The sequence below is a fragment of the Pseudomonas sp. P1_A1 genome, assembly GCF_056406935.1.
Genome location: NZ_JBFTZE010000008.1, coordinates 92,772 through 110,993 on the forward strand (window position 1 = coordinate 92,772; position 18,222 = coordinate 110,993).

The following is an 18,222-nucleotide window of genomic DNA, read 5'->3' on the forward strand; positions in this document are numbered from 1 at the left end:
CATGACTATCTTGGTAATCGCCGAACACGACAACAAAGTGCTGGCCCCGGCCACGCTGAACACCGTTGCTGCTGCCGCCAAGATCGGTGGCGACATCCACGTTCTGGTTGCAGGCCAGGGCGCCGGGGCGGTGGCTGAAGCCGCTGCGAAAATCGCTGGCGTGAGCAAAGTCCTGAACGCTGACAATGCCGCGTACGCGCATCAGCTGCCGGAGAACGTTGCCCCACTGGTAGCCGAGTTGGGCAAGGGCTACAGCCACATCCTGGCTGCCGCCACTTCCAACGGCAAAAACATCCTGCCGCGCGTCGCCGCTCAGCTGGACGTTGACCAGATCTCCGAGATCATCTCGGTAGAAAGCGCCGATACTTTCAAGCGCCCGATCTACGCCGGTAACGCCATCGCCACTGTGCAGTCCAACGCGGCGGTCAAAGTGATCACCGTGCGGGCTACCGGTTTCGACCCGGCGGCGGCCGAAGGTGGTTCGGCCGCCGTTGAAGCTGTTGCCGCTGTTCACAACGCCGGCACTTCCAGCTTCGTCAACGAAGAACTGGCCAAGTCCGATCGTCCGGAACTGACCGCTGCCAAGATCGTCGTTTCCGGTGGTCGTGGCATGCAGAACGGCGACAACTTCAAACACCTGTACGCCCTGGCCGACAAGCTGGGCGCTGCCGTCGGTGCTTCGCGTGCTGCGGTTGACGCAGGTTTCGTACCCAACGATATGCAAGTCGGTCAGACCGGCAAGATCGTTGCGCCACAGCTGTACATCGCCGTTGGTATCTCCGGCGCGATCCAGCACCTGGCCGGCATGAAAGACTCCAAAGTAATCGTGGCGATCAACAAGGACGAAGAAGCGCCGATCTTCCAGGTGGCCGATTACGGCCTGGTGGCAGACCTGTTCGAAGCCATCCCTGAGTTCGAGAAGCTGGTCTAATCCGGCGGCTTGACTTATAAAGAGCCCGGCCTTTTGGTCGGGCTTTTTTTTTGTTCCGGATTTGAGTGGGGAGAGTGTTGCCATGGATCTGCGCCACTGGTTTGGCTGCTCTTTTTTGCCAGGGCTGTGTTTAAGTCTGGCGCTGATACCGGGGCTGTCCAGCGCTGCGGGCAAATGCGAACGCTTGATCGTGACCGGCAGCCCCGACGCACCTCCGTACCTGTGGCAAGACCCGCAAAACCCCAAGCATCTGATCGGCGCCAGTGCTGATTTGTTGCAGCAAGTGGCGGGGGAGTTGGGCATCAAGGTTGAGCTGCTTTATGCCGGCAAACGTTCCCAGGCCCTGGACGAAGTGCGCAGCGGGCGCATGGACATGCTGGCCGATGCGCCGTTGACGGTCACTGAGCTGGAAAATCTGGATTACATCCATCCACCGCTGCTGGAAAACGATTACCTGGTCTGGACCCGCAACGATTCACTACTGGTCTACAACGAGGCGCAGGACCTTCACGGTCATCCCGGCGCGTTGTCGGAAAAGGCTCGAGTGAGCCCTTCATTCGGAACTTTCGCCGAGCAGCAATTGACCCTCGTGCGCACACCCAATCTGACTCAGGCCTTTCAGAAATTACTGCTGGGCGAGGTGGAGTTTGTCCTCGCCGGTCGCTACTCGGGCATGGCCATGGTGCAGACGCTGGGGATGGCCAATGACTTGATGGCCCACCCACAACCCATCGACAAACCCGGCCTGTACCTCGCGGTTTCCCATAACTCCGCCTGTAACGATCCTTGGTTGCGCGGACAGCTGGCCAAAAAGATGACAGAATTGCCCGCGTCCGGACTGACGGAAGCTGCGTTGCTGCGCAATATCGAGCGTTGGAAAGCGCAAGGCTCACAACCGCAGCCACAACCTGTCAGTACCCCAAAACAGTAGGGATTTTTAGTGAGTATTCGACCTCTTTTCGCTGCCCTGGCCGTTCTGGCTCTGGCGGGTTGTGCAGCCGATCCGGCGCCGAATGAACAAATACGCCTGACCGAACAGGCCCTCGAACAAGCCAAGGCCGTGGGCGCTACCGCCGAGGAAGTGCCGGAGCTGAAACTGGCCCAGGACAAGTTCAACCGTGCCAAGGGCAACATGGCCGACCAGTCCTTCAAGAATGCGCGCATGCGGGCCGAGCAGGCCGAGCTGGACGCGCGCCTGGCCGAAGCCCGGGTCCTGACCCACAAGAGCGAGGAGCAGTTGAACGTGCTCAATACCCGCATCACCCGCCTGCGCAAGCAACTGGGAGATGCCCAATGAACCTGAAGACCAAAGCACTCGGCGGCTTGATCCTGGTCGGCTGCGCAAGCCTTTATGGCTGCGCCGGTCAACACAGCGAAGCTGCGTTGCAGCAGGCCGGTGCCGACTTCCAGAAGGTCAAGGAAGACTCCAACGTGTTGCGTATCGCGCCCAAGGACGTGATCCGTGCCGGCGAGTCCCTGGCCCGCGCCGATCGACTGTCCAGCTACTGGGGCAGCGGTTCGGACGTGGCGCATTACGCCTACCTGAGCCAGCGCTACAGTGAAATTGCCCGGGAACACACCAATCAAGTGCTCAACGAAGAGCGCGCAGCGAAGCTCGAACTCGAGCGTCAGCGCCTGCAATTGGCGCTGCGTGAGTCCAAGTTGCTTAGCGTGCAGCAACAGGGCAAGTGGCTCGAAGAGCAGATCGTGGCGCTGGCGACCACCCAGACTGACCGTGGTCTGGTGATGACCCTGGGTGATGTACTGTTCGATACCGGTGAGGCGGAGCTGAAGAGCTCGGCGAACCGCGTGGTGTTGAAGATCGTCCAGTTCCTGCAGCTCAACCCCAAGCGTGTGGTGCGGATCGAGGGCTACACCGACAGCACTGGCGGCAAACAGGAAAACCTCAAGCTGTCCCGCGACCGGGCGCAATCGGTAGCTGACGTATTGACGGACCTGGGCATCGACGACAAACGCATCCAGGTTGAAGGGTACGGCGATGAGTACCCGGTGGACGCCAACGCTTCCGAGCGCGGTCGTGCACAGAACCGTCGGGTGGAAATTGTGTTCTCCGACGAAAAAGGCCAGCTCGGCGCGGCTCGTTAAGGGCTGCGTTACTGGAAAAGCCCGGCCTGCTCAGCAGCGCCGGGTTTTTTTGCGCCCGTCAAATGCGTCGTTAAACAGTACAGTTTTTGCTGACACCGCACTGTATGGTCGACTATTGTATTAACTGTCCCAGTACACTTCTAAACTGTTCCGGTATTGTTTCACACAAGAATAAAATGCCCGTGAAATCGAGTGCTGCGTCATGACCAATCTCTTGCTCTATCAACGTATTGCTCAGCAACTGGCCGAAGACATCCGCCGCGGCGTCTATCAGCCGGGAGAGCGCGTGCCTTCAGTGCGCAAGATGAGCTCGCAGCTCAACGTCAGCCATGCGACGGTGTTGCAGGCCTACGCGAACCTTGAAGATCAAGGGCTGATCCGTGCCCGGCCGCAATCCGGTTACTACGTGCACCAGACACCCGCCCTGACGGCACCGACCCCGGACATCGCCCGGGTCGAGCGTCCAGGCCTGGTCACCCGCAGCAGCATCATTCAGCAAGTCCTGGTCGAATCCCGCCGCGAAGGCGTGTTCCCGTTGGGCGCAGCCGTACCGAGCGTCGATTATCTGCCGGTGCGGGCACTGCATCAGCAACTGGCCAAAGTCACCCGTTTCCATAGTCCGCGGGCGTTCAGCTATATGTTCAGCCCTGGTTTCGAGCCGTTGCGTCGGCAAGTGGCGATCCGCATGCGCGACGCCGGCGTGGTGGTTGATCCGTCGGAAGTGGTAATCACCCACGGCTGCGTCGATGCGTTGCAGATGTCTCTGCGCGTATTGACCCGGCCGGGCGATCTGATCGCCGCCGAGTCGCCGACCTATTACGGTTTGCTGCAACTGGCCGACCTGCTGGGGCTGAAAGTCATCGAGATCCCCAGCGATCCGGCCACCGGCATGAGCCTCGAAGCCTTGCAATTGGCGGCCAACCAGTGGTCGATCAAGGCCCTGGTGCTGACCACGCGCCTGAGCAATCCCTTGGGCGGCACCATGCCCGAAGAGCGGCAGAAACAACTGCTGCGTCTGGCTTCGGATTTCGATATTCAGGTTGTCGAAGACGATATATACGGCGAGCTGATGTTCGAGCAGGGCCGCACCAAATCGCTCAAGGCCTATGACCGGCTGGATCGGGTGATTTATTGCTCCAGCTTCTCCAAAACCCTGTCGCCCGGCGTGCGGATCGGCTGGATGATTGCCGGCAAGTACCAGCAGGAAATTCAGCGCTTGCAGACGTTCAGCACGCATTCGGCCTGCAGTGTCACGCAAATGGGCATTGCGGCCTATCTGGAGAACGGCGGGTACGACCGGCATTTGCGTTACATCCGTCAGGAGTACCGCAAGAACCTCAGCGCTTTCCAACTGGCAGTGCAGCAATACTTCCCGGAAGGTACACAGATGACCCGACCTACCGGCGGTTTCATTCTGTGGGTCAGTCTGCCGGGGCGGGTCAATACGCAAGAGTTGCATGTGCGTGCGCTGCAGCAGGGCATCAGCATTGCGCCGGGGCTGATTTTCAGTAACACCGAACAGTTCAATCACTGCATTCGCCTGAACTGTGGCATCCCCTGGAACCGCGAGGCCGAGCGTGCATTGATGACGCTGGGGTTGCTGGCAACGCAACTTTGCCAAGAGACGACGAGCGGTTTTTAACCTGCCGGGCAGTTATGAACTGCCCGCTTGTCTTGTCGCCTCCAACAGGCGAGCATATAACCTTCTGCCGTTCGCGCCGTTGGGTCCATGAAGCCGATTTTTCCTGCTGCCTGGTTATTGATCTGCCTGTTGATGACTTGTCACGCGGAAGGTGTCATGGCGGCTTCCGTTCAGGAAAAACCGACAGCCAGCACAACCACTGATAAAACAGCGCCGGTCAAAAAAGCCACTCCGGTCAAAAAGAAGGCTGCACCGGTAAAAAAACGCTCCCCCATTGCTTCCAAGTCGAAACCGGCCAGTGAAGTGGTGAAAACCCAACTCCCTCCGGCCACTCTCGACTTGAGTTTGCCCAAGGACAAGGTCGAAGAATTGAAACCGGTCGGCACGGTCCCGTTGCCCCGACACGATGCGGTGTTGCCACAAATGTTCGGTGGCAAGAGCAGTCCGTTTCAGCTCAACGGTCGCCTGATCAGTAACGAAATGAAGCTGCAGTTGCGCAATGAAGAGCGCCGGGAAGTTGAAGGCGCGGCGCTGGAATTCGAGTTCAAGCAGTAAATTTCCCCCTGTTCGTGACCCGCGAAACAGACGCTTTGTCGGAGACTGGTCAGTCACGTTCGTTTGAGCGTAAAAACCCGGGCCCGGGTAATTTAAAACAACTGTTTTAGCCGTTACTCTGTGCCACGTCCCTTTAACACATTGCTCGTCGCGAGGAGCTTGTCGTCATGAGATGCCGTGAAGGCTGTGGCGCCTGTTGCATTGCCCCTTCCATCAGTTCGCCGATTCCCGGCATGCCCAATGGCAAAGCCGCCGGAGAACGATGCGTACAACTGTCCGCCGATAACCTGTGCAGCATTTTCGGCAAGCCGGAACGTCCCGCGGTGTGTTCGGCATTTGAGGCCGATGTCGAGGTTTGCGGAAGCAGCCGCGACGAAGCGATCAAATTGCTGGGCTGGTGGGAGCAAATGACGGCCGCGTGATGTGTTCAACGAACGGAACTTCAACAATAAGGAATAAGACTATGGGTTCGCTGCATCGTATCGCTGTGCTGTGTGGTTTGACGGTTTTGCTGGCCTCCACGGCCCAGGCCGAAGACTGGAAAACCGCCAAGGACGAAGACGGCATCAAGGTGTCCTTGAGTGAGGTGGCCGGTTCCCAATACAAGGCTTACCGTGGTGTAACCATCATGAAGACCACCATGGCCAAACTGCGTGCACTGCAGGAAGACGTTCCGGGAGCCTGCGCTTGGATTCACGAGTGCAAGGTCCAGAAGCTGCTCAAGCATGAAGGCAACCAGAGCTGGACCTACACTCAGTTCAATACACCGTGGCCGGTGACTCCTCGCGATTCGATATTGCATGTCACCACCGTTGACGGCGCCGATGGCAGCCTGACCCGCGAGCTGGAAGGGCAGCCGAAGTACCTTCCGGAAGAAAAAGGTTTTGTACGGGTTGCCCAGATCAAGGGTTTCTGGAAGTTCGTGCCCAAAGGCGATCAAGTCGAAGTGACGTATCAGGTCCACACCGATCCAGGCGGCAGCGTGCCGTCGTGGTTGGCCAACAAGTTCGTGGTCGATGCGCCGTTCAATACTCTCAAAGCCCTGAAAGAACGCGCCGAGAAGTAACCGCGTATTCTGTTCATACGGCCTGTTCAACAACGCCCCGATCAAATCGGGGCGTTTCATTTTTACCAAGGGAGGGGAGTTATTTTGTTTCCGGATATGCGTTGAACGAAATTTTCACAATCTCTCCAAGACAATTCGCCTCAACGAATCAACCCCGCAACTTTGCGCAACGCCTCTTGTCCCAGAGCGCTACAAGCGACAGTTGGGCTGCCGGACAGTAATCAATGGCAATGCCGCGGTTGATCGTGCAACATTTGCGCACCGCGCACGCCCCGGGGCCGAGGATGGCCAACAGAGGGCAAGGCGCCACTGTATTTTTGTAACTTCAACTTCCAATGGGTCCTAAAACGACATGGCAAACCCGGACGCCCTGAATCAGCAGCGAGCTACTAGTCGCCTGCTGCAACCGACCGTCAAATCGCATCTGGCCTACACGCTGTTGTGCGCCCTGATCATGATGGTCATGTTCAGCCTGCTGCGCGTCGCGCTGCTGGTCTACAACCGCTCGATGATCCTCGACACACCGGCTTCGACCTTCCTGGAAGCGTTCGCCAATGGCCTGCGTTTCGACTTGCGCCTGGTGGTTTACCTCAGCGTTCCGCTGCTGCTGGCCCTGTTCAGCGCCCGGGCCATGGCGGCCCGCGGGTTCTTCCGGCTCTGGTTGACCATTGCCTCGAGTATCGCGCTGTTCCTCGGCCTGATGGAGATGGACTTTTACCGCGAGTTCCACCAGCGCCTCAACGGCCTGGTCTTCCAGTACGTGAAAGAAGACCCGAAAACCGTGATGAGCATGCTCTGGTACGGTTTTCCGGTAGTTCGCTACCTGTTGGCCTGGGGTGTGGGCACGTTGATTCTGACCCTCGCGTTCAAGGGCGCCGACCGCGCCACTCGTCCTCGCGGGCCGTTCAGCGGTGGCAGCATCGGCACGCGCCAGGTCGCTCCGTGGTATGCGCGCGGCGTGGTGTTCGTGGTCTGCCTGATGGTCTGCGTGGTCGCGGCGCGTGGCACCCTGCGCCAGGGCCCGCCGCTGCGTTGGGGTGACGTCTACACCACCGACTCGAACTTCGCCAACCAGTTGGGCCTCAACGGCACGCTGTCGCTGATCGCCGCGGCCAAGAGCCGGATGTCCGAAGAGCGCGACAACATCTGGAAAGCCACACTGGAACAACCTCTGGCCCAGCAGACTGTGCGCGATATGTTGCTGACTCCGAGCGACAAACTGGTGAACCCGGAGACCGCCGCGGTGCGCCGCAATTACACCCCCGCCACCGACAAGACACTGCCGATCAAGAACGTCGTGGTGATCCTGATGGAAAGCTTCGCCGGTCACTCGGTGGGCGCTCTGGGACGTCCGGGCGAGATCACGCCGTACTTCGACAAACTGTCGAAAGAAGGCCTGTTGTTCGACCGTTTCTTCTCCAACGGCACCCATACCCACCAGGGTATGTTCGCCACCATGGCCTGCTTCCCGAACCTGCCGGGTTTCGAATACCTGATGCAGACGCCGGAAGGCAGCCACAAACTGTCTGGCCTGCCGCAGTTGCTCAGCAGTCGTGGCTACGACGATGTGTATGTTTATAACGGCGACTTCGCCTGGGACAACCAGTCGGGCTTCTTCAGCAATCAGGGCATGACCAACTTCATCGGGCGCAATGACTTTGTCAACCCGGTGTTCTCCGATCCGACCTGGGGCGTGTCTGACCAAGACATGTTCAACCGTGGCCTGGAAGAATTGAAAGCCCGCGACGGCAAGGACAAGAAACCGTTCTATGCCTTGCTGCAAACCCTGTCCAACCACACGCCATACGCGTTGCCGACGCCATTGCCGGTGGAGCGCGTGACCGATCGTGGCAGCCTCAACGAACACTTGACCGCCATGCGCTACTCCGACTGGGCATTGGGTCAGTTCTTTGAAAAGGCCCGCAAAGAGCCGTACTTCAAGGAAACCCTGTTCGTGATCGTCGGCGACCACGGTTTTGGTAATGAACAACAGATCACCGAAATGGACCTGGGCCGCTTCAACGTGCCGATGCTGATGATCGGGCCGGGCATACAGGAAAAATTCGGTCAGGTCGACCACACAGTGGGCACCCAGATCGACATCGTGCCGACCATCATGGGCCGCGTGGGTGGCGACGTGGTTCATCAATGCTGGGGGCGCGACTTGCTGAACCTGCCGGAAGGTGACAAGGGTTTCGGCATGATCAAGCCGTCGGGCAGCGATCAGACGGTCGCCTTGCTCACCGCGGACCGCGTGCTGGTACTGCCTAAAGAGATGCCGCCGAAGTTGTATCAATACGAACTGGGCGCTAACCCGAAAGGTGAAGTGATCCCGGCATCGGCTGACGAAGCGGCGCTCAAGCAGAAACTCGAGTCGTTCATCCAGACGGCTACCAAGAGCCTGTTGGACAACACCGCCGGTGTGGTTGACGGCAAGCCGGACTAAGTTCTCCGGACATGGAAAAGAGGCCCTTCGCAGGGCCTCTTTTTTTTTGCCGGTAGAATCTCTATATCTTGCCAAGCAGCAATAGGATCAACAGCACCACCAACACCACGCCGATGATGCCGGACGGGCCGTAACCCCAACTTCTGGAGTGCGGGAAGACCGGCAGGCCGCCTATCAGCAACAGGATAAGAATAACGATAAGAATTGTGCCCATGTCTATTTCCTTGTTGGAAGCGTTGTGGGTTTGACCTGGCGTTTTAGCCATCAGCTGGACTTGTATTAATCTTAGCTGCTTAAAAAATCCGACTCATGGCTATGAAGAAAAATTCCAAGTTTTTTTAATGTTTTTGGAAAGTATGTTTATTTCTTTTGCTCTGTCTCGAAGTTGAAACAACCGCACCGCGCCGTGATTCATCGCTGGCCATTCAGCACTCTGATGGAGCGTGGGTCGCGCATTATCCTTCGCTACACTCGGTGCATCTTCCCCGGAACAACAAGGCTGTTTGCTATGCAAAATCGCATGATGATCACTGGCGCGGGCTCAGGCCTGGGTCGCGAAATCGCGCTGCGCTGGGCGCGTGAAGGCTGGCAGCTGGCCTTGTCGGATGTCAGTGAGCCCGGCCTGCAGGAAACCCTCAAGCTGGTGCGCGAAGCCGGCGGTGACGGCTTCATCCAGCGTTGCGATGTACGCGACTACAGCCAGCTGACGGCGTTCGCCCAAGCCTGTGAAGAGAAGTTCGGCGGTATCGATGTCATCGTCAACAATGCCGGTGTGGCCTCGGGCGGGTTCTTCAGTGAACTGTCGCTGGAGGACTGGGATTGGCAAATCGCGATCAACCTGATGGGCGTGGTCAAGGGCTGCAAGGCCTTCCTGCCGCTGCTGGAGAAAAGCAAAGGCAAAATCATCAACATCGCCTCGATGGCGGCGCTGATGCAAGGCCCGGCCATGAGCAACTACAACGTGGCCAAGGCGGGTGTGGTGGCGTTGTCCGAAAGTTTGCTGATTGAACTGGCCCATGAGGAAGTCAGCGTGCATGTAGTTTGCCCGTCGTTCTTCCAGACCAATCTGCTGGACTCCTTCCGTGGCCCGACCCCGGCCATGAAAGCCCAGGTCGGCAAATTGCTGGAAAGCTCACCGATCACCGCTGCTGACATTGCCGACTACATCTATCAGCAGGTCGCCGCCGGCGAATTCTTGATCCTGCCTCACGAGCAGGGCCGTGTGGCCTGGGCGATCAAACAGAAAGACCCGCAATTGCTCTACAACGAAATGACGGTGATGGCCGACAAAATGCGCGCCAAGGCCAAACAAAACGCAGGCTGAACTTGCCTGTGCGCAACACCGTCGTTAGGGTGGCCGCCAACCGGCCATCCCAACGAGACGTCTGCATGCTCAATTACCTGTGGTTTTTCCTCGCCGCGCTGTTCGAAATCGCCGGCTGCTTCGCTTTCTGGATGTGGCTGCGCCAGGGTAAAAGCGTGTGGTGGGTCATCCCGGCCTTGCTCAGCCTGACGTTGTTCGCGCTACTGCTGACCCGTGTCGAAGCGAGCTACGCCGGTCGCGCCTATGCCGCCTACGGTGGCATCTACATTATTGCGTCGGTTGGTTGGCTGGCGGTGGTCGAGCGGATTCGACCACTGGGCTCGGACTGGATCGGCGTGGCGCTGTGTGTGCTTGGGGCGAGTGTCATTCTGTTTGGTCCGCGCCTTACCGCTTCCTGACGGATCGGTCCTTCATTCAAGCGGTTTGTCAGACACGTCCGTCAGGGCGATGCAGCTTGCATTGTAGGGCGGGACTGTTTTGCGGTCGTTGCATTGAAGACCCGCTCTGCGCCGGGCATCTTCAGGGACCGGTAACCCTGAAGGATGAATGCCATGCTTGTACTCAGTCGCGTTGTGGGCGAATTGATATCCATTGGTGACAACATTTCCGTGCGGGTGCTCGCCGTCAACGGAAGCAGTGTGCGCTTCGGTGTTGAAGCGCCACAGCAGGTCAACGTACACCGCGCCGAAGTCTACGAGCGCATCCAGATCAAACAGGCAAAAGCCAAGGCTCGTTAAGGGCTTCAGTCGAACAGGTGCTTGGGCACGTCGTGCTTGAGCATCAACTGGCATTGCTCGCTTTCCGGATCGAAGACGATCAGCGCCTGGCCCTTGGTCAATGCCTGACGCACACGCAACACACGGGTTTCCAGCGGCGTGTCATCGCCGTTGTCCGTGCCGTCACGGGTCACGAAATCCTCGATCAGGCGGGTCAGGGTGTCGACTTCAAGTTGGTCGTGGGGGATCAGCATAAGGCACCTCGGTTAAACATTGGCGCGATGCTACGGCGGATATGAACACATCACCAGTGTTCGCCTCAGCTTTCTGTGCGCTGCCCCAGCAGACTATCCACCGATGGTACCCGGGTATCGCTTTCCATCTGCGTCTCGTGCTCGATTTGGTGACTGAACCGCTCCAGTGATCCTGTGGCCGGTTGTGCATCGCTGGCGAATACCGGTGGGCTGAGGATGTAGGCGCCGAGCAGGCGGCTGAGGGCGGCGAGGCTGTCGATGTGGGTGCGTTCGTAGCCGTGGGTGGCGTCGCAACCGAAGGCCAGCAGCGCGGTGCGAATGTCGTGGCCGGCGGTGACGGCCGAGTGAGCATCGCTGAAGTAATAGCGGAACAGGTCCCGACGCGCCGGCAGTTCGTTGTCAGCGGCCAGGCGCAGCAGGTGCCGCGACAGATGATAGTCATAAGGCCCGCCGGAATCCTGCATCGCTACGCTCACCGCGTGTTCGCTGGAGTGCTGGCCGGGCGCGACCGGCGCGATGTCGATGCCGACGAATTCGCTGACATCCCAGGGCAGGGCAGCCGCCGCACCGCTGCCGGTTTCCTCGGTGATGGTGAACAGCGGATGGCAGTCGATCATCAATTCTTCGCCGCTGTCGACGATCGCTTTCAGTGCCGCCAGCAGTGCGGCAACGCCGGCCTTGTCGTCGAGGTGACGGGCGCTGATATGGCCGCTTTCGGTGAACTCCGGCAACGGGTCGAAGGCGACGAAATCGCCGACGCTGATCCCCAGCGAATCGCAATCGGCGCGGGTGGCGCAATAGGCGTCCAGGCGCAATTCGATGTGATCCCAGCTGATCGGCATTTCATCCACGGCGGTGTTGAACGCGTGCCCGGAAGCCATCAGCGGCAACACGCTGCCGCGGATCACGCCGTTGTCGGTGAACAGGCTGACGCGGCTGCCCTCGGCAAAACGGCTGGACCAGCAGCCGACGGGCGCCAGGGTCAGGCGTCCGTTGTCCTTGATCGCGCGAACCGCCGCGCCAATGGTATCCAGGTGAGCGGAGACTGCTCGGTCCGGACTGTTCTTCTTGCCCTTGAGAGTCGCGCGGATGGTGCCGCGACGGGTCATTTCAAAGGGAATGCCCAGCTCTTCGAGGCGCTCGGCCACGTACCGCACGATGGTGTCGGTGAACCCGGTGGGGCTGGGAATGGCGAGCATTTCCAGCAGGACTTTTTGCAGGTAATCGAGATCCGGTTCGGGAATTTTGCTGGTCATGGAAACTCCTGATGGGGTGAGAGCTGATCGTTCCCACGCTCTGCGTGGGAATGACTCCTCGGACGCGCAGCAATCGTTTGGGACGCAGAGCGTCCCTGGCTGCATTCCCACGCAGAGCGTGGGAACGATCATGGGGCCGGGCAGTACATCACTAAGAGACTGCCGGCTGACTATGCGCAAACAACAAATCCACAAACCGCTCGGCCGTCGGCTGCGGTTCATGGTTGGCCAGGCCGGCGCGTTCATTGGCTTCGATAAACACGTACTGCGGCTGGTCGGCGGCCGGCACCATCAGGTCGAGCCCGACCATCGGAATATCCAGTGCTCGCGCCGCGCGCACCGCCGCGTCCACCAAGGCTGGATGCAGAATCGCCGTGACGTCTTCGAGGATGCCGCCGGTATGAAGATTCGCCGTGCGCCGTACGAACAAGTGCTCGCCGGCCGGCAGAATGCTGGCGTAGTCATAACCGGCCGCCTGCAAGGTGCGTTGGGTCTCCTGATCCCGCGGGATTTTGCTTTCACCGCTGGTCGCCGCCTGACGGCGACGGCTCTGGGCCTCGATCAGCGCACCAACGGAATGCTGACCATCGCCCACCACTTCCGCCGGCCGGCGAATGGCAGCCGCGACCACCTCGAAGCCGATCACCAGAATCCGCAAATCGAGGCCGTCGTGAAAACTTTCCAGCAGCACTCGACTGTCGAATGCACGGGCGTTTTCGATGGCTTGCTGGACCTCCTCAATGCTGCGCAAATCCACCGCCACCCCTTGACCCTGTTCACCGTCCAGCGGTTTGACCACCACCCGTTCGTGCTCGTCGAGAAACGCCAGATTGTCGTCCGCGCTTCCCGCCAGTTGTTGTGCGGGCAGCTTGAGGCCGGCGTTTTTCAGCACCTTGTGAGTCAGGCTTTTGTCCTGGCACAAGGTCATGCTGATGGCGCTGGTCAGATCGCTCAGGGATTCGCGGCAACGCACCCGACGACTGCCGTGGATCAAGGTAAACAGACCGGCTTGCGCGTCATCCACCTGCACCTCAATACCGCGCCGATGAGCCTCTTCGACGATGATCCGCGCATACGGATTGAACTCGCCTTCGGGGCCGGGGCCGAGAAACAACGGCTGGTTGATACCGTTCTTGCGCTTGATCGCAAAGGTCGACAAGTTGCGAAAACCGAGTTTGGCGTAAAGACTCTTCGCCTGACGGTTGTTGTGCAGCACCGACAGGTCCAGGTAACTCAGCCCACGGCTCATGAAGTGTTCGATCAAGTGCCGCACCAGCACTTCACCGACGCCCGGGCGGGAACATTGCGGATCCACCGCCAGGCACCACAGGCTGCTGCCGTTTTCCGGATCGTTGAATGCCTTGTGGTGATTGAGGCCCATGACGCTGCCGATAATCGCGCCGCTGTCCTCATCTTCGGCCAGCCAGTAAACCGGGCCGCCCCGGTGATGGGGCGTCAGTAAGCTCGCATCGATCGGTAGCATGCCGCGAGCCTGATACAGCTGATTGATTGCCTGCCAGTCCGCCTCGCTTTGCGCCCGACGAATGCGAAAACCGCGAAACACCCGGGTGGCCTGACGGTAATCGCTGAACCACAGGCGCAAAGTATCGGACGGGTCGAGGAACAGTTGCGCCGGTTCCAGCCCCAGCACTTGCTGGGGCGCTGCGACGTACAAGGCAATGTCCCGCTCACCGGGCTGCTCATTGAGCAACTCTTGGGCGAGGCTCTCCGCATCGGGAAAGGTATGGCCGATCAGCAACCGGCCCCAACCGCAATGCACGGCGATGGGCGCGGCGCTCAATGCACTGCCGTCTTCGGCCAGGCGTGCCTGCAAGCGTTCGTAGGAGGGTGCCTGACCGCGCAACAGGCGTTGGCTGTAAACCGTGGCGTGGGGTTTCATCGATCAGATTCCTTGTTCACTGAGCCACAGGTTCAGGGCCGCCAATTGCCACAGCTTGGAGCCGCGCAACGGGGTCAACTGGCCTTGCGGATCGGTTAGCAGGCGGTCGAGCATGGCGGGGTTGAACAAGCCGCGATCCTGGCTCGGGTCGAGCAGCAGTTCACGCACCCAATTCAGCGTATCGCCCTGCAAATGCTTGAGGCCAGGCACCGGGAAGTAGCCCTTTTTTCGGTCGATCACTTCGCTTGGAATGACCAGTCGCGCCGCTTCTTTCAGGACTTGCTTGCCGCCATCCGGCAGTTTGAATTTGCCCGGCACCCGCGCCGACAATTCCACCAGGCGATAGTCGAGAAACGGCGTGCGCGCTTCCAGGCCCCAGGCCATGGTCATGTTGTCGACCCGTTTGACCGGGTCGTCCACCAGCATCACGGTGCTGTCCAGGCGCAGGGCTTTGTCCACGGCAGCGTCGGCACCGGGTTGGGCGAAATGTTCTTTGACGAAATCACCGGCGGCATCGTTGGCTGTCAGCCATTTCGGCTGCACTGTGGCGGCATAGTCGGCATAGCTGCGGTCGAAAAACACCTCGCGATACGCCGCATACGGATCGCTGGCGCCGTTCACCTGCGGATACCAGTGATACCCGGCGAACAACTCGTCCGCACCCTGGCCGCTCTGCACCACTTTGCAATGCTTGGCCACTTCCCGGGACAGCAGGTAGAAGGCGATGCAGTCATGGCTCACCATCGGCTCGCTCATGGCGCGGAACGCCGCGGGCAGTTGCTCGATGATTTCTTTTTCGTCGATGCGCAGTTGATGGTGCCGGGTGCCGTAGTGCTTGGCGATCAGGTCCGAGTACTGAAATTCGTCACCGCGCTCGCCGCCGGCATCCTGGAAACCGATGGAAAAGGTCGACAAATCTTCGACCCCGACTTCGCGCAACAGCCCCACCAACAGACTGGAATCGACGCCACCGGAAAGTAACACACCGACATCCACCGCCGCCCGTTGACGGATCGCCACCGCTTCACGGGTGCTTTCGAGCACGCGATCGCGCCAGTCTTCGAGGGTCAGATTCAGTTCGTCGGCATGGGGGCCGTAGGGCAGGGTCCACCAGGTTTTCTGCTCGGTGGTGCCATCGGCTTCGATGCGCATCCAGCTCGCCGGGGGCAGTTTTTCGATGCCCGACAGCAAGGTGCGCGGGGCCGGGACCACCGCGTGGAAATTCAAGTAATGATTGAGCGCCACCGGATCGAGGATCGGGTTGATGTCGCCACCTTTGAGCAATGCCGGCAATGCCGAGGCAAAGCGCAGGCGCTGGCCGGTGCGCGACAGGTACAGCGGCTTCACACCGAGACGGTCGCGGGCGATGAACAGACGCTGGGCGTCACGTTCCCAAATGGCGAAGGCGAACATGCCGTTGAGCTTGGGCAACAGCGCTTCACCCCAGGCGTGATAGCCCTTGAGCAGCACTTCGGTGTCGCCACCGGAGTAGAAGGCATAACCGAGGCTTTCCAGCTCGGTGCGCAGTTCCGGGAAGTTGTAGATGGCGCCGTTGAAGGCCAGGGACAGGCCCAGTTGGTTATCGATCATCGGCTGCGCCGAGCCGTCCGACAGGTCCATGATCTTCAGCCGCCGATGGCCCAGGGCAATCGGGCCTTGGCTGTGGAAGCCCCACGCATCAGGGCCGCGAGGGGCCAGGTGATGGGTGATTCGTTCAATGGCTGCGAGGTCCGCAGGTTGATGGTCGAAACGTAATTCTCCAGCTAATCCGCACATAAGTCCTTACCGGTTTTTCCGTTGGGGAGGGTCAATCGATACCCGCCAAAAACGGCGGGTACTCGGAAACTGACCTGGCTGAATCCCTGGAGTTTTAGACCGATAAGTTATAAGTCTGTGTGTCAGACTTTTCCGCGGATCAACTGGCGCAAGGCAAAACGGTTGGGATGGCAGGCTTCGGCCACGGTTTTGGGCAAGGGCAAAGGCTCGTTCTCAAGCCATGCCGCCAACAGTTCGCCGGACAATGGCGCGGTGATCAAACCGCGAGAACCATGACCGCTGTTGACGTAAAACCCATTAAACCACGGGCAGGGTACATCGGGCACTTGCCGGGCATCTTTGCTCAGCGCGGCATAGGCATTGGCGAAGCTGGCCTGATCGGCCAGTGGTCCGACGATCGGCAGGTAATCGGGACTGGTGCAGCGGAACGCCGCGCGCCCTTCAAGCTGCTGCGGGTCCAGGTCTTGAACATGCAGGCGGGTGACCAGGTCGGTGGAGATTTCTTCGAGCAACGCCAGGTTGCCAAGGTGCTCAGCGACGGTCGGGGCCAGATCGTCACTCTTGAAATCGAAGCTGGCGCCGAGGGTGTGTTCACCCAGACGTGCGGGCGCCACATAGCCTTCGGCGCAGACGACGGTCGCCAGGCTCTGGCTTTCAGGGGTTTGCGCCAGTCGGGTGATCTGGCCGCGAATGCGTTTGAGCGGCAGCTCGGCGCTCTGGGGAAAACGCTTGATCTCGGCGGCACCGGCCAGAATCACCACGGAGGCACTGGCTAGAAGTGCTTCGCCATCCCAGGCCTGCCATTGATCATCGACCTTGCGCAGTTCCAGTACCTCGCGATGGGGCAGCCACTGGATGTTCGTTGAAGACGCCTGCCACTGGCACAACGCAGGCGGATGAACCCAGCCGCCTTCAGGGAAGAACAAGCCGCCGTGCTCCAGTTCGATGCCGGCCCGGGCTTGTGCTTGCGGTTGATCGAGCAGGTGTACCAGGTCTGGTGGAAAGGCCGCGGCCAATTGCGCCTGACGCTCGGCTTCCTTGGTATTGAAGGCCAGTTGCAAGACCCCGCAATCGTCCCAGTCGACGCCGCGCTGTAGCTGTTCCAGCAGGCGCCGAGTGTAGCCAAAACCGCTGACGATCAATTGCGACAGCGCGGTGCCGTGGGCCGAAAGCTTGAGGTACAGCACACCCTGAGGGTTGCCCGAGGYTTCCTGCGCCAGTGCTTCGTGACGCTCCAGCAAACTTACTTGCCAACCCCGCGCGGCGAGACTGGCGGCGCTGGCGCAACCGGCCAGCCCGGCGCCGATCACCAGGGCGCGGCGTTCACCGGTCGGCGGGGTTGGGCGAGCGAACCAGGGTTTAGTCGCGGCAGGTGGTGCGGTCTCTTCAGGCCAGCCAAGAAAGGTGCCCCGCAGGATCTCCCATTTGTGGCCGATGCCTGGCGTGCGTTTCATCTTGAAGCCCGCCGCGTTCAACAGGCGGCGTACCCAGCCGGTGCTGGTAAACGTGCTGATGGTCGAGCCGGGTGCCGCCAGACGGGCCAGTTCGGCAAACAGTTCGGCGGTCCACATGTCGGGGTTTTTCGCCGGGGCGAAACCGTCGAGAAACCAGGCGTCGATCTGCGCGTCCAGTTGCGGCAACTGCTCCAGTGCATCGCCAATCAGCAGGGTCAGGGTGACGCGGCCATTGCCCAGCACCAGGCGCTGGAAACCTTGATGAATCGCCACGTATTGCGCCAGCAATTGATCGGCGAACGGCTTGAGATCCGGCCACAACGCCAGGGCCCGTCGCAGATCGGCGGTGCTCAGCGGGTACTTTTCGACACTGACAAAATGCAGCCGCGCACCGGCCACTGCGTGCTGTTCGAACAACTGCCAGGCACAGAGAAAATTCAGTCCGGTGCCGAAGCCTGTTTCGCCAATCACCAGTCGCCCACCCGCCGGCAATGCGGCGAAGCGGTCGCGCAAATCGTTTTGCTCCAGAAACACGTAGCGGGTTTCTTCAAGGCCCGACTGGTCGGAAAAGTACACATCATCGAACACCCGCGAACGCGGGCGACCTTGGTCGTCCCAGTCGAGCTGGGCGTGGGGCAATACAGGTTTCATGGCAGGCTCGGCAACGGCAAGACCGCCATTCTAGCCCGCCTGCTCAAAAGGGTGGTTACCGCAAAAGATCGCAGCCTTCGACAGCTCCTGCAGGTGTACGTCGATCTTATGTAGGAGCTGCCGAAGGCTGCGATCTTTTGACCAT

General features: G+C 59.9%; 18 protein-coding genes. 12 read left to right on the forward strand and 6 right to left on the reverse strand.

The genetic code is table 11. The features are described from left to right. Position 1: 1 nt before the first annotated feature. The 9 genes from AC1D2Q_RS14025 to AC1D2Q_RS14065 all read left to right on the forward strand — a co-directional run bounded on the left by AC1D2Q_RS14025 (position 2) and on the right by AC1D2Q_RS14065 (position 8,746). Positions 2-931, forward strand: coding sequence for an electron transfer flavoprotein subunit alpha/FixB family protein (locus AC1D2Q_RS14025; protein ID WP_477813547.1), 930 nt, complete (start codon positions 2-4; stop codon positions 929-931). Positions 932-1,013: 82 nt separating this feature from the next. Further along, complete coding sequence (locus tag AC1D2Q_RS14030; protein ID WP_477813548.1) at positions 1,014-1,862, forward strand: substrate-binding periplasmic protein; 849 nt, start codon at positions 1,014-1,016, stop codon at positions 1,860-1,862. Positions 1,863-1,871: 9 nt separating this feature from the next. Continuing rightward, entirely contained in the window at positions 1,872-2,228 is a 357-nt protein-coding gene (locus AC1D2Q_RS14035) for a DUF4398 domain-containing protein (protein ID WP_018929885.1), read from the forward strand. Continuing rightward, the gene (locus AC1D2Q_RS14040; protein WP_477813549.1) at positions 2,225-3,037 is read left to right on the forward strand and encodes an OmpA family protein; all 813 of its coding nucleotides are present in this window, start codon (positions 2,225-2,227) and stop codon (positions 3,035-3,037) included. The genes AC1D2Q_RS14035 and AC1D2Q_RS14040 overlap by 4 nt, the downstream gene beginning before the upstream one ends. Positions 3,038-3,239: 202 nt before the next feature. Next, positions 3,240-4,679, forward strand: a complete 1,440-nt coding sequence (locus tag AC1D2Q_RS14045; protein WP_305425768.1) for an aminotransferase-like domain-containing protein — start codon at positions 3,240-3,242, stop codon at positions 4,677-4,679. A gap of 87 nt (positions 4,680-4,766) precedes the next feature. Then, the gene (locus AC1D2Q_RS14050) at positions 4,767-5,234 is read left to right on the forward strand and encodes a translation initiation factor 2 (RefSeq protein ID WP_477813550.1); all 468 of its coding nucleotides are present in this window, start codon (positions 4,767-4,769) and stop codon (positions 5,232-5,234) included. A gap of 167 nt (positions 5,235-5,401) precedes the next feature. Then, complete coding sequence (locus AC1D2Q_RS14055) at positions 5,402-5,656, forward strand: YkgJ family cysteine cluster protein (protein ID WP_007942053.1); 255 nt, start codon at positions 5,402-5,404, stop codon at positions 5,654-5,656. Between the two features lie 41 nt (positions 5,657-5,697). Beyond that, positions 5,698-6,300 (forward strand): START domain-containing protein, encoded by a 603-nt coding sequence (locus tag AC1D2Q_RS14060; protein ID WP_477813551.1) that lies wholly within the window; start codon positions 5,698-5,700, stop codon positions 6,298-6,300. A 352-nt stretch (positions 6,301-6,652) separates the two neighbouring features. Continuing rightward, positions 6,653-8,746, forward strand: a complete 2,094-nt coding sequence (locus tag AC1D2Q_RS14065; protein ID WP_477813552.1) for an LTA synthase family protein — start codon at positions 6,653-6,655, stop codon at positions 8,744-8,746. 61 nt (positions 8,747-8,807) lie between these two features. Here AC1D2Q_RS14065 and AC1D2Q_RS14070 read toward each other — a convergent pair whose 3' ends face one another. Continuing rightward, positions 8,808-8,966, reverse strand: a complete 159-nt coding sequence (locus AC1D2Q_RS14070; RefSeq protein ID WP_172901242.1) for a DUF3309 family protein — start codon at positions 8,964-8,966, stop codon at positions 8,808-8,810. Between the two features lie 288 nt (positions 8,967-9,254). Between AC1D2Q_RS14070 and AC1D2Q_RS14075 the strand changes: the two genes are divergently transcribed. The 3 genes from AC1D2Q_RS14075 (at position 9,255) to csrA (ending at position 10,807) form a co-directional block, all read left to right on the forward strand. Continuing rightward, the gene (locus AC1D2Q_RS14075) at positions 9,255-10,070 is read left to right on the forward strand and encodes an SDR family oxidoreductase (protein WP_477813553.1); all 816 of its coding nucleotides are present in this window, start codon (positions 9,255-9,257) and stop codon (positions 10,068-10,070) included. A gap of 65 nt (positions 10,071-10,135) precedes the next feature. Then, positions 10,136-10,468: a YnfA family protein gene (locus AC1D2Q_RS14080; RefSeq protein WP_019650473.1), complete on the forward strand. Its 333-nt coding sequence runs from the start codon at positions 10,136-10,138 to the stop codon at positions 10,466-10,468. Positions 10,469-10,621: 153 nt separating this feature from the next. Continuing rightward, the gene (gene csrA, locus AC1D2Q_RS14085) at positions 10,622-10,807 is read left to right on the forward strand and encodes a carbon storage regulator CsrA (RefSeq protein WP_064616631.1); all 186 of its coding nucleotides are present in this window, start codon (positions 10,622-10,624) and stop codon (positions 10,805-10,807) included. 5 nt (positions 10,808-10,812) lie between these two features. On the opposite strand, the gene AC1D2Q_RS14090 is transcribed toward csrA, so the two are convergent. The 5 genes from AC1D2Q_RS14090 to mnmC all read right to left on the reverse strand — a co-directional run bounded on the left by AC1D2Q_RS14090 (position 10,813) and on the right by mnmC (position 18,077). Then, entirely contained in the window at positions 10,813-11,040 is a 228-nt protein-coding gene (locus AC1D2Q_RS14090; RefSeq protein ID WP_003199186.1) for a YheU family protein, read from the reverse strand. 65 nt (positions 11,041-11,105) lie between these two features. Then, positions 11,106-12,296, reverse strand: coding sequence for an osmoprotectant NAGGN system M42 family peptidase (locus AC1D2Q_RS14095; RefSeq protein ID WP_018929876.1), 1,191 nt, complete (start codon positions 12,294-12,296; stop codon positions 11,106-11,108). 151 nt (positions 12,297-12,447) lie between these two features. Then, positions 12,448-14,196: an N-acetylglutaminylglutamine synthetase gene (ngg, locus tag AC1D2Q_RS14100; protein WP_477813554.1), complete on the reverse strand. Its 1,749-nt coding sequence runs from the start codon at positions 14,194-14,196 to the stop codon at positions 12,448-12,450. A 3-nt stretch (positions 14,197-14,199) separates the two neighbouring features. Continuing rightward, a complete protein-coding gene (locus AC1D2Q_RS14105) occupies positions 14,200-15,972 on the reverse strand; it encodes an N-acetylglutaminylglutamine amidotransferase (RefSeq protein ID WP_477813555.1) in 1,773 nt (590 codons plus the stop codon). Positions 15,973-16,094: 122 nt separating this feature from the next. After that, complete coding sequence (gene mnmC, locus AC1D2Q_RS14110; protein WP_477813556.1) at positions 16,095-18,077, reverse strand: bifunctional tRNA (5-methylaminomethyl-2-thiouridine)(34)-methyltransferase MnmC2/FAD-dependent 5-carboxymethylaminomethyl-2-thiouridine(34) oxidoreductase MnmC1; 1,983 nt, start codon at positions 18,075-18,077, stop codon at positions 16,095-16,097. Positions 18,078-18,222: the final 145 nt, after the last annotated feature.

What these genes read in the sequence shown, in the direction of transcription:
- AC1D2Q_RS14025 (WP_477813547.1), top strand. Translation starts at nt 2, where the DNA reads ATGACTATCTTGGTAATCGCCGAACACGACAACAAAGTGCTGGCCCCG.
- AC1D2Q_RS14030 (WP_477813548.1), top strand. Translation starts at nt 1,014, where the DNA reads ATGGATCTGCGCCACTGGTTTGGCTGCTCTTTTTTGCCAGGGCTGTGT.
- AC1D2Q_RS14040 (WP_477813549.1), top strand. Translation starts at nt 2,225, where the DNA reads ATGAACCTGAAGACCAAAGCACTCGGCGGCTTGATCCTGGTCGGCTGC.
- AC1D2Q_RS14045 (WP_305425768.1), top strand. Translation starts at nt 3,240, where the DNA reads ATGACCAATCTCTTGCTCTATCAACGTATTGCTCAGCAACTGGCCGAA.
- AC1D2Q_RS14050 (WP_477813550.1), top strand. Translation starts at nt 4,767, where the DNA reads ATGAAGCCGATTTTTCCTGCTGCCTGGTTATTGATCTGCCTGTTGATG.
- AC1D2Q_RS14055 (WP_007942053.1), top strand. Translation starts at nt 5,402, where the DNA reads ATGAGATGCCGTGAAGGCTGTGGCGCCTGTTGCATTGCCCCTTCCATC.
- AC1D2Q_RS14060 (WP_477813551.1), top strand. Translation starts at nt 5,698, where the DNA reads ATGGGTTCGCTGCATCGTATCGCTGTGCTGTGTGGTTTGACGGTTTTG.
- AC1D2Q_RS14065 (WP_477813552.1), top strand. Translation starts at nt 6,653, where the DNA reads ATGGCAAACCCGGACGCCCTGAATCAGCAGCGAGCTACTAGTCGCCTG.
- AC1D2Q_RS14075 (WP_477813553.1), top strand. Translation starts at nt 9,255, where the DNA reads ATGCAAAATCGCATGATGATCACTGGCGCGGGCTCAGGCCTGGGTCGC.
- AC1D2Q_RS14080 (WP_019650473.1), top strand. Translation starts at nt 10,136, where the DNA reads ATGCTCAATTACCTGTGGTTTTTCCTCGCCGCGCTGTTCGAAATCGCC.
- csrA (WP_064616631.1), top strand. Translation starts at nt 10,622, where the DNA reads ATGCTTGTACTCAGTCGCGTTGTGGGCGAATTGATATCCATTGGTGAC.
- AC1D2Q_RS14090 (WP_003199186.1), bottom strand. Translation starts at nt 11,040, where the DNA reads ATGCTGATCCCCCACGACCAACTTGAAGTCGACACCCTGACCCGCCTG.
- AC1D2Q_RS14095 (WP_018929876.1), bottom strand. Translation starts at nt 12,296, where the DNA reads ATGACCAGCAAAATTCCCGAACCGGATCTCGATTACCTGCAAAAAGTC.
- ngg (WP_477813554.1), bottom strand. Translation starts at nt 14,196, where the DNA reads ATGAAACCCCACGCCACGGTTTACAGCCAACGCCTGTTGCGCGGTCAG.
- AC1D2Q_RS14105 (WP_477813555.1), bottom strand. Translation starts at nt 15,972, where the DNA reads ATGTGCGGATTAGCTGGAGAATTACGTTTCGACCATCAACCTGCGGAC.